10 protein-coding genes are annotated in these 9,645 nt (G+C 71.9%); 3 read left to right on the forward strand and 7 right to left on the reverse strand.

The annotated features are described in order from the left end of the window. From Q7T52_RS00885 to Q7T52_RS00895, 3 genes are all read left to right on the forward strand, one after another. The coding region (locus tag Q7T52_RS00885) for a PTS fructose transporter subunit IIC (RefSeq protein ID WP_304798656.1) at positions 1-1,614 on the forward strand (1,614 nt) is incomplete at its 5' end. 50 nt (positions 1,615-1,664) lie between these two features. Next, positions 1,665-1,925, forward strand: a complete 261-nt coding sequence (locus Q7T52_RS00890) for an HPr family phosphocarrier protein (RefSeq protein WP_304798658.1) — start codon at positions 1,665-1,667, stop codon at positions 1,923-1,925. 19 nt (positions 1,926-1,944) lie between these two features. After that, entirely contained in the window at positions 1,945-2,640 is a 696-nt protein-coding gene (locus Q7T52_RS00895) for a class E sortase (protein WP_304798661.1), read from the forward strand. A gap of 119 nt (positions 2,641-2,759) precedes the next feature. Here the strand turns inward: Q7T52_RS00895 and Q7T52_RS00900 are convergent, their stop codons facing one another. From Q7T52_RS00900 to infB, 7 genes are all read right to left on the reverse strand, one after another. Next, on the reverse strand, positions 2,760-3,755 hold the full coding sequence (locus Q7T52_RS00900) for a hypothetical protein (protein WP_304798663.1): 996 nt from the start codon (positions 3,753-3,755) through the stop codon (positions 2,760-2,762). Next, entirely contained in the window at positions 3,748-4,689 is a 942-nt protein-coding gene (locus tag Q7T52_RS00905) for a bifunctional riboflavin kinase/FAD synthetase (protein WP_304798666.1), read from the reverse strand. Before Q7T52_RS00905 ends, Q7T52_RS00900 begins: the two co-directional genes overlap by 8 nt. A gap of 51 nt (positions 4,690-4,740) precedes the next feature. Further along, the gene (locus tag Q7T52_RS00910; RefSeq protein WP_304798668.1) at positions 4,741-4,923 is read right to left on the reverse strand and encodes a DUF1059 domain-containing protein; all 183 of its coding nucleotides are present in this window, start codon (positions 4,921-4,923) and stop codon (positions 4,741-4,743) included. 35 nt (positions 4,924-4,958) lie between these two features. Beyond that, a complete protein-coding gene (locus tag Q7T52_RS00915) occupies positions 4,959-5,828 on the reverse strand; it encodes a sensor histidine kinase KdpD (RefSeq protein ID WP_304798671.1) in 870 nt (289 codons plus the stop codon). Positions 5,829-5,994: 166 nt separating this feature from the next. Continuing rightward, positions 5,995-6,855, reverse strand: a complete 861-nt coding sequence (truB, locus tag Q7T52_RS00920; RefSeq protein ID WP_304798674.1) for a tRNA pseudouridine(55) synthase TruB — start codon at positions 6,853-6,855, stop codon at positions 5,995-5,997. After that, positions 6,852-7,349: a 30S ribosome-binding factor RbfA gene (gene rbfA, locus Q7T52_RS00925; RefSeq protein ID WP_304798676.1), complete on the reverse strand. Its 498-nt coding sequence runs from the start codon at positions 7,347-7,349 to the stop codon at positions 6,852-6,854. The genes truB and rbfA overlap by 4 nt, the downstream gene beginning before the upstream one ends. Positions 7,350-7,429: 80 nt before the next feature. Then, positions 7,430-9,645, reverse strand: a 2,216-nt coding sequence (infB, locus tag Q7T52_RS00930; RefSeq protein WP_304798678.1) for a translation initiation factor IF-2, incomplete at its 5' end; no start/stop codon positions are given.

Below are 9,645 nucleotides of genomic sequence, written 5' to 3' on the forward strand. Positions count from 1 at the left end.
GCCGCCGCCCCCGCCGCCGCCGCGCCCACGTCGCTCGACAAGGCCGCCGCCGGCACCACGACCGCCGTCGCCACCCGCCGCCTGGTCGCCGTCACCGCCTGCCCGACCGGCATCGCCCACACCTACATGGCCGCCGAGGCCCTCGAGGCCGCCGCCCAGCGCGCCGGCGTCACCATCGACGTCGAGACCCAGGGCTCGGCCGGCTCGACCCCGCTCAAGCCCGAGGTCATCGCCGCGGCCGACGCCGTGATCTTCGCCGTCGACGTCGGGGTGCGCGACCGGGGCCGGTTCGCCGGCAAGCCGCTCGTGTCCTCGGGCGTCAAGCGCCCGATCGACGACGGCGACACGATGATCGCCGAGGCCCTGCGCTACGCCGACGACCCGAGCGCCCCGCGCGTCGAGGGCTCGGCGTCGACGGGCGAGGCCCGCAGCGACACCCAGGAGTCGTGGGGCGGCCGTACCCGGCGCGTCCTGATGACCGGCGTCTCCTACATGATCCCGTTCGTCGCCGCCGGCGGCCTGCTCATCGCCCTCGGGTTCCTCCTCGGCGGCTACGAGATCGTCGGTCCCTACGGCGACATCGCCGTCAACAACACGTTCTTCGACCTGCCGAACCCGTCGGCCCTCGGTCTCGACCACGCGCTGTTCGGTTCCGGCTTCATGGCCTACCTCGGCGCGCTCTTCTTCATCATCGGCAAGACCGCGTTCATGTTCTTCATCCCGGCCCTGGCCGGCTACATCGCCTACGCGATCGCGGACCGCCCCGGTATCGCCCCCGGCTTCATCGTCGGTGGCCTCGCGGCCAACATCTTCGCCGTCAGCGACCCCAGCGGCGTCGGCCTGCCCGCGACCGGCTTCCTCGGCGCGATCGTCGGCGGCGTGCTCGCCGGCGTGATCGCCCACTGGATCGCCAGCCTCAAGGTCCCGTCCTGGGCGCGAGGCCTGATGCCCGTGCTCGTCATCCCGCTGGTCACCTCGATCGTGGCCGGCCTGCTCATGATCGTGGTGTTCGGCAAGCCGATCGGCTGGCTGATGGACAAGCTCAACGACGGCCTGGGCGACATGAGCGGCAGCTATGCGGTGCTGCTCGGCGTCGTGCTCGGCCTGATGATGGCGTTCGACATGGGCGGTCCGCTCAACAAGGTCGCCTACTCCTTCGCCGCCACCGGCGTCGGCGGCGCCTCGCTGGCCAGCGACGCCCCGGAGCTCAAGATCATGGCCGCCGTCATGCTCGCCGGCATGGTGCCCCCGATCGCCCTGGCCCTCGCCACCGTCGTCCGCCCGAAGCTCTTCAACGTGCCCGAGCGTGAGAACGGCAAGGCGGGCTGGCTCCTCGGTGCCTCGTTCATCACCGAGGGCGCCATCCCGTTCGCCGCGGCCGACCCGCTGCGGGTCATCCCGGCGATCATGCTCGGCAGCGCCGTCACCGGCGGCCTCTCCGAGGCCTTCGACGTCAGCGTCCGAGCCCCGCACGGCGGCATCTTCGTGCTCTTCGCCGTCGACGGCGTCCTCGGCTTCCTCATCGCCCTGGCTGCCGGCGTCGTCGTCGGCTGTGCCGCGGTGATCGCCCTCAAGTCGCTCTCCCCGCGCGAGCCCGCGACGGCCGTCGCGTGATCCTGCTGACCCTGCCCGACCCCGCTGTCACACCCAACCCAAGGAGCACCATGCCCACCAGGACCGTCGTCGTCGGCTCGGCCGTCGGCCTCCACGCCCGCCCCGCCTCGATCATCAGCGACGCCGCCGCCGAGCTCGACTCCGAGGTGCTGATCGGCCTGCCCGGTGACGAGCCGGTCGACGCCGGGTCCTCGCTGCTGATCATGACCCTGGGCGCCGAGAACGGCGCGACCGTCGAGGTGTCCGGTGACAACGAGGCCGACGTCGACGCGATCGCGGCTCTCGTCGAGAAGGACCTCGACGCGGAGTAGCCCTTGGCACACTGGGCCCATGACCGGGGTCCAGGACGACGAGCCCGAGGCGGCGCCCCGGAGACGGGCGCGCCGCCGCGGCTGGACGTTCTGGCTCGGTCTGGGCCTGGTGCTCGCCGGCCTGTCGATCCTCGGCTGGATCGGCTGGCAGCTCTACGGCACCAACCTCGTGTCGCAGCGCCGGCACGAGGAGACAGTCGACCGGCTCGAGAAGGAGTGGGCCGAGCCCCAGGGCCAGCCCGACGTCGAGACCGCGCAAGGCAAGGCCTACGCGATCCTGCGCATCCCCGCCCTCGGCGAGGACTTCGCCGTACCCGTGCTCGAGGGGGTCGAGGACGACGCCCTCGCCTCGGGCATCGGCCACTTCGAGACCTCGGCCGCGCCCGGCGAGGTCGGCAACTACGCCCTCGCCGGCCACCGCGTCACCCACGGTGAGCCGCTGCGCGACATGCCCGACCTCGACGCCGGCGACGAGGTGGTCGTCGAGACCCGCGACGTGGTCTACACCTACGTGCTCGACACCGGCGGCCAGCAGCTGCGGGTCCCGTTCACCTCCGGCTGGGTCGTCGACCCGGCCCCGGTCAACCCCGACGGCGGCGTCGGCCCGGCCCCCGACCAGGACCGCCTGATCACCCTCACCACCTGCGCCGAGCTCTTCCACACCGACGACCGCCTGGTGGCCTTCGGGCACCTGACGTCGGCGGTGGAGCGGTGAGGGTCGGTCCTCCCTGACCAGTGGGTGGATTCCCCGGCCGGCCGGGGATTCCGACCGTTGTCAGGGGTTGCAACCCCTGACAAGGGTCGGTTCCCCCTGACCAGCTCGGGCGTACGCCGTCAGTCGGCCTGGGTCGTACGCCGCCGCAGCTCGCGATAGACGACGCGTACGCCGACCGCGCGGGCCAGCTCGTCCATCACCGTGGTGAAGAACTCCTTGCGGTAGAGGTCGTCGGTGATGGCCACGACGGTGAAGTAGAGGCCCGAGAAGCCGGCGAGGAACACGGCGACGTGGGCGAGCTCGCGGCTGACGAGGTGGGGCCCGGGCAGGAAGTAGTCGGGGTCGTCGCCGAGCCAGCTCTTGATCACGCTGTCGTCGATCGCGACCGCGCCGAACACGATGAAGAAGACGAAGACCGCGAGCGACAGCAGCAGCACCTGCACGGCTTGGGCGACGACGAGCACGAGGACCAGGTTGACCATCTGCAGGCCGGTGACCTGGGCCTCCTCGGGCAGGTCGACGTCGGAGTCGACGACCTCGCGGGCCACGACGGCCAGCGGCGTCCCGTCGGTCGCGCGGAGCACGTCGTCGGCCTGCACGTTGTCGTCGAAGGCGTCGAGCTCCTCGGCGAGCCGCGGCACCAGGAAGCCGATCGCGGCCGCCGCGAAGAACAGCACCGCGCCCCACAGCACGCCGCCCTTCAACGCCGACGCGACCTGCCACACCTCGGTGTTGATGAACAGGAACGTGATGAAGAGCAGCAGCATCGGCAGCGCCCGGGTCGCCAGCGGGAGCAGCAGCCCCAGGCTGCCGAACGCCCGGCGCAGCGCCCACGCGGCGATCGTCGAGGCCTGCAGCGCCCGCAGCGCGTAGAGCACGAGGACGGCGACCGCCACGCTCGCACCGGTGGGCGCGGGCAGGGAGTGGTCGCCGGTGGCCAGGCCGACCGCACCGGCGGCGATGCCGCCGAGCACGAGCGCGGTCAGCACGACCGAGACCACGCGCGGCCGGCTGAGCCGGTCGGCGACCAGCGCCCGCGTGTCGTCGACGAAGTAGGGCAGTCCGTGCCGTTGGAACCAGACCTCCGCCTCGACGACGGCGTCGCGGTCACCCACCGAGGAGCTCTCGCGTCCGGCGTACGTCGTCGGCCATCTGCTCCAGGAGGGGGTCGATGCCGTCGAAGGCGACCATCCCGCGCAGCCGCTCCACGAACTCGACCTCGACCTCGACGCCGTAGAGCGCGAGGTCGGTGCGGTCGAGCACATAGCTCTCGATGCGGCGGTAGCGCACCCCGTCGAAGGTCGGGTTGGTGCCCACGCTGATGGCGGCCGGGAACACCTCGCCGGTGTCGAGCCGGCGCAGGCGCCCGGCGTAGACCCCGTCGGCCGGGGCCGCCGTCAGCCCGTCGGTCGGCACGTTGGCGGTCGGGTAGCCGAGCTCGCGGCCGCGCTGGTCGCCCTGCACGACCTCACCGCGTACGGCGAAGGGCCGGCCGAGCGCCTCGGCGGCACCGGCGACGTCACCGGCCACCAGGCAGGTCCGGACGTAGGTCGACGACCACACCTGCGGCCCGCCGTCGAGCGCGACGCCCTCGGCGGTGAACCCGGCGTCGCTGCCCACCGCGGACAGGAACGCGACGTCGCCCGCGGCCCGGTGGCCGAAGCGGAAGTTGGCGCCGACGACGACCGCGCGGGCGTGCAGGGACCCGACGAGGACCCGGTCGACGAACTCCTGCGGGGTCCACGACGCGACGTCGAGGTCGAAGGGCAGGGCGAAGACGTGGTCGACGCCGGCGTCGGCGAGCAGCGCCGCCCGCTCCTCGAGCGTCGTCAGCATCGACGGGGCGTGCTCGGGCCGCAGGACCGCCATCGGGTGGGGGTCGAACGTCACCGTCACCAGGGGTACGCCGAGCTCGTCGGCGCGCTGCCGGGCCCGGGCCACCACGGCCCGGTGACCGCGGTGGACACCGTCGAAGTTGCCGATGGTGACAGCGGTGCCCGACCCGACCAGCTCGGCCGGGACCTCGTCGAAGGAACGCCAGATCGTCACGACAGGCAGCCTAGGCTGCGCGCCGTCCCGATCGGGCAGAAGGGCAGGACGTCAGGCGTCGGTGGTGCGGATCTTGCCGGTGACGGCGGCGAGCACCTCGGGGGTGATCTCGGTGATCCCGTGGGCGGCGGCCGCGTGCTCGGCGACCTGGCCGAGCAGGGCGTCCTGGCTGTCGGTGACGAAGGTCTGGGCACACCCGGGCATCACGTCGCCGCAGGCCAGCTGGTACTTCATGTCGTTCTCCTCGTTCTGGGGGGTGGAGGTGGGTCTCAGGTTGTCACGATCGACAGGCGCGTGTCGGGGATCCGCACCGAGAACGTGGTCTGGTGGTCGTCCTGGTCGACGCCGATGGTGCCGCGGTGCACGACGGTGAGGGCGCGGGCGAGGTAGAGCCCGACGGTGACCCGCTCGTTGCCCTGGTCGCGGTCGAACGGCTCGAACATCGCGTGCAGGACGGCAGGGTCGATCGGGTCGCCGTCGCGGACGATGCGCAGCTCGACCCACGGGTTGACGGTGCGGACCTCGATCCGCACCGACCGCGGTGCCGGCCCGGCGGTCCAGGCGGCACCCCAGAGGTCGCGCAGGACGCGGGTGAACAGGGCGGGGTCGACGTCGACCTCCACCTGGTCGCCGTCCCCGCCGACCTCGCACCGCGGCGACAGCAGGTCGGTCAGCTCCGACACCGGCACCCGGCGGGCGTCCAGCGTGAGGCGGCCGAGCATGGCGGCGGTCAGCAGCTCGACGTCGAGGGCCTGCTCGTCGACCTGGTCGAGCTGCGCCTGCAGGTGGCTGGCGATCTCGGTGACGGTGGCCCCGTCGTCGGCGGCGTCGGAGAGCAGCCCGACCCACATCTGGGCGACGGCCAGCGGGCTGCGGAGCCCGTGCATGAAGGTGGTCAGGAAGCGGTCGCGCTCGCGGGCGATGTCGCCCACGGGGCGGTTGGTGACCTGGGCGGTGCCGGCCTCGACGAAGCCCCGCACCCAGCGGCTCAGCAGGACCGGCTCGACCGCCCAGCGGGCGCCGACCTCCTCGAGCGCGTCACCCGCGAGGACCTCGAGGACCGCCCTCACCCGGGGGTCGTCGTGGTGCTCCGCAGCATCGCCGACCGCCCGCGGACGGCGGCTTCGCGGCTCTCCCATCCCTGTGCCCCTCTCCCATCCCGAAGGGTAGGGGGGCATCGGCGCCGTGACGCCAAAACGACGAAAAGGCCCGGTCGAGCGGGCAATGACCTGCCCGATCGGTCGTGCGGAGTGACTAGGACTGACCAGATCCGCCGTAGCCCGGTCCGTCGACCCCATCAGGGTGTCAGACAAAGACCGCCACGGCGCGCGATCCCTCACCGTCCGGCTCGTAGAGCGCGAGGAAGGCACCGTCGGGAGCGAACACCGCGGTCAGCCCTGCGAGCGTGCGCGCCAGACGGCGGCCGAACCGCACCTCGCCGGCCTCGGACTCGTCGAGGTCGGCCGACACGAAGGTCGCCCGCGCCGCGGCCGCGATCGGCACCACGGAGAAGGCGTCGTCGAGCTGCTCGAGGGTGCGCGAGGCGCCCAGGTCGAAGGTGCCGACGGCGGTACGCCGCAGCGCGGTCAGGTGACCGCCGACGCCCAGGTCGCGGCCGGCGTCGCGGGCGATCGCCCGGATGTAGGTGCCGCTGGAGCAGCGCACCGAGATCTTCACCTCGAGCCCGTCCACCTCGCGCACGGTGAGGTCGTGGACCGTCACCCGGCGGGCCGGCAGGTCGACCTCCTCGCCGTCGCGGACGCGCTGGTAGGCGCGCTTGCCGTCGACCTTGATGGCCGAGACCGCCGTGGGCACCTGGTCGATCTCGCCGACGTAGGCCGCGAGTGCGGCCCGGACGCGCTCCTCGGTGACGGCCTCGAGGTCACCGGGGGCGGCGGTCGTCACGACGTCGCCCTCGGCGTCGTCGGTCGTCGTGGTGACGCCGAGCCGCAGAGTGGCGTCGTACCTCTTCTCCGTGAGCATCAGGTGGCCCAGGAGGCGCGTGGCGCGGTCGACGCCGAGCACGAGGACGCCGGTCGCCATCGGGTCGAGGGTGCCGGCGTGGCCGACCTTGCGGGTGCCGGCGAGGCGACGGACCCGGGCCACGACGTCGTGCGACGTCATGCCGCCGGGCTTGTCGACGACGACAAGACCGGGGGTGGTCACGGGGTCGTGTCGTCCTCGTCGTCGGACTCGTCGCCCTCGGCGCCCAGCGGGTCGGAGGCGTCGTCGTCCTCGTCGAGGATCTCGCGCGGCTTCTTGTAGGGGTCCTCCTCGCCGGCGTAGGACGTGCCACGCGCCGCGGCGGCCGCCTCGTCGATCGCGCGGGCCCGGGCGAGCACCTCGTCGAGCGCGCGGGCCTCCTCGGGCAGCGCGTCGTGGAAGAAGGTGAGGGTCGGGACGATCCGGGTGCCGAGCTGCTTGGCGACCTCGGAGCGCAGGGTCCCCTTGGCGGACTCGAGGGCCGCGGCCGTGCCGGCCATCTCCTCCTCACCGCCGAGGACGGTGTAGAAGATCGACGCCTGCTGGCCGTCGCCGCTCATCCGGACATCGGTGATGGTGACGAACCCGAGGCGCGGGTCCTTGATCCGCCGCTCGAGCATCTCGGCCACGATCACCTGGATCCGGTCGGCGATCTTGCGGACGCGCGGGCTGCTCATGGTTCCTACTTTCACAGATGCTGTAAATGCCGAGCAGGCGGCCCCCGCCGGAGCGGGAGCCGCCTGCACACGGGTGGATCTCAGACGCGCGGGATCTCGCGCATCTCGAAGGCCTCGACGATGTCGCCTTCCTTGATGTCCTGGAAGTTGCGCAGCACCAGACCGCACTCGAAGCCCTCGCGGACCTCGGAGGCGTCGTCCTTCTCGCGCTTGAGCGAGGCGAGGTCGAGGTTGTCGGCCACCACCTTGCTGTCGCGCAGGACCCGGACCTTGGCGTTGCGGCGGATGACCCCACCGATGACCATGCAACCGGCGATCTTGCCGATCTTGGAGCTGCTGAAGATCGCGCGGATCTCGGCCTGCCCCAGGGTCGACTCCTCGAACTCCGGCTTGAGCATGCCCTTGAGGGCCGCCTCGATCTCGTCGATGGCCTGGTAGATGACGGTGTAGTACCGGATCTCCACGCCCTCCTTGTCGGCCATCTCGGTCGCCTTGCCCTGCGGGCGGACGTTGAAGCCGATGATGATCGCGTCGGAGGCGGCAGCCAGGTCGACGTTGGTCTCGGTGATCGCACCGACACCGCGGTCGATGACGCGGATGCTGACGTCGTCGCCGACGTCGATCTGCGACAGCGCGTCCTCGAGGGCCTCGACCGAACCGGACACGTCGCCCTTGAGGATGAGGTTGAGCTCCTGGCTCGCGCCCTTCTCCATGGAGGCCATGAAGTCCTCGAGCGTACGACGCACGTTGCGCTTGGCCTGCATGGCCGCACGCTGACGCGCCTCGCGCTTCTCGGCGATCTGGCGGGCCATCCGGTCGTCGTCGACGACGAGGAAGTTCTGGCCGGCGCCGGGCACCGAGCTGAGGCCCAGGACCATCGCGGGACGACCCGGGTCGGCCTCGGTGATCTCGGTGCCGTGCTCGTCGAGCATGGCGCGCACGCGTCCGTAGGCCGCACCGGCGACGATCGAGTCACCGACACGCAGCGTGCCTCGCTGCACCAGGATCGTGGCCACGGGGCCACGACCACGGTCGAGGTGGGCCTCGACCACGAGACCCTGCGCGTCCTGCGTCGGGTTGGCCCGCAGGTCGAGGGAGGCGTCGGCGGTGAGGACGACGGCCTCGAGCAGCTTGTCGAGGTTGAGCTCGGACTTGGCCGAGACGTCGACGAACATCGAGTCGCCGCCGTACTCCTCGGGCACCAGGCCGTACTCGGTCAGCTGGCCGCGGACCTTGACGGGGTCGGCGTCGGGCTTGTCGATCTTGTTGACCGCGACGACGATCGGGACACCGGCGGCCTTGGCGTGGTTGAGCGCCTCGACCGTCTGCGGCATGACGCCGTCGTCGGCGGCGACGACCAGGATCGCGATGTCGGTGGCCTGGGCACCGCGAGCACGCATGGCGGTGAACGCCTCGTGACCCGGGGTGTCGATGAGCGTGATGCGACGCTCGGTGCCGTCGACGTCGGTGGCGACCTGGTAGGCACCGATGTGCTGGGTGATGCCACCGGCCTCCTTGTCGACGACGTTGGCGCCACGCAGCGCGTCGAGGAGCTTGGTCTTTCCGTGGTCGACGTGACCCATGACGGTCACGACCGGCGGCCTGATGACCAGGTCGTCGTCGTCGCCCTCGTCGGAGCCGAACTCGATGTCGAACGACTCGAGCAGCTCGCGGTCCTCGTCCTCGGGCGAGATGATCTCGATGACGTAGTTGAGCTCCTCGCCGATGAGCTCGAGGGTCGCGTCGTTGACCGACTCGGTCGCGGTGACCATCTCACCGAGGTGGAACAGCATCTGCACGAGCTGGGCGGCGTCGATGCCGGCCTTCTCGGCGAAGTCGGTCAGCGAGGCACCGCGAGCGAGACGGATGGTCTCGCCGCTGCCCTTGCGGACCCGCATGCCGCCCAGCGTCGGGGCGTCCATGGCCTCGAACTCTTGACGACGAGCGCGCTTCGACTTGCGACCGCGACGCGACGGACCACCGGGGCGACCGAAGGCACCCTGGGTCTGGCCGCGCTGGCCGGGACGGTTGCCGCCACCGGGGCGACCGCCACCGCTGGGACCGAAGCCGCCGCCACCGGGACGACCGGGAGCACCGGCACCGGCCGGGGCACCGCGACCGGGGGCACCGCCACCGGGACGACCGGGAGCACCACCGGGACGACCCGGACCACCGGGACGGCCACCAGGACCACCGGGGCCACCGGGACCACCGGGGCCGCGACCGCCGGGGCCGCCGCCGAAGGCAGCAGGGTTCTTGGGCATCATCGCCGGGTTGGGACGCGGCATGCCGGGAC

The organism is Nocardioides sp., assembly GCF_030655615.1.
Classification (GTDB): domain Bacteria; phylum Actinomycetota; class Actinomycetes; order Propionibacteriales; family Nocardioidaceae; genus Nocardioides.

Excerpts from the sequence above, each read along its gene's own strand:
- Q7T52_RS00890 (WP_304798658.1), top strand. The coding sequence starts at position 1,665 with ATGCCCACCAGGACCGTCGTCGTCGGCTCGGCCGTCGGCCTCCACGCC.
- Q7T52_RS00895 (WP_304798661.1), top strand. The coding sequence starts at position 1,945 with ATGACCGGGGTCCAGGACGACGAGCCCGAGGCGGCGCCCCGGAGACGG.
- Q7T52_RS00910 (WP_304798668.1), bottom strand. The coding sequence starts at position 4,923 with ATGAAGTACCAGCTGGCCTGCGGCGACGTGATGCCCGGGTGTGCCCAG.
- Q7T52_RS00915 (WP_304798671.1), bottom strand. The coding sequence starts at position 5,828 with ATGGGAGAGCCGCGAAGCCGCCGTCCGCGGGCGGTCGGCGATGCTGCG.
- rbfA (WP_304798676.1), bottom strand. The coding sequence starts at position 7,349 with ATGAGCAGCCCGCGCGTCCGCAAGATCGCCGACCGGATCCAGGTGATC.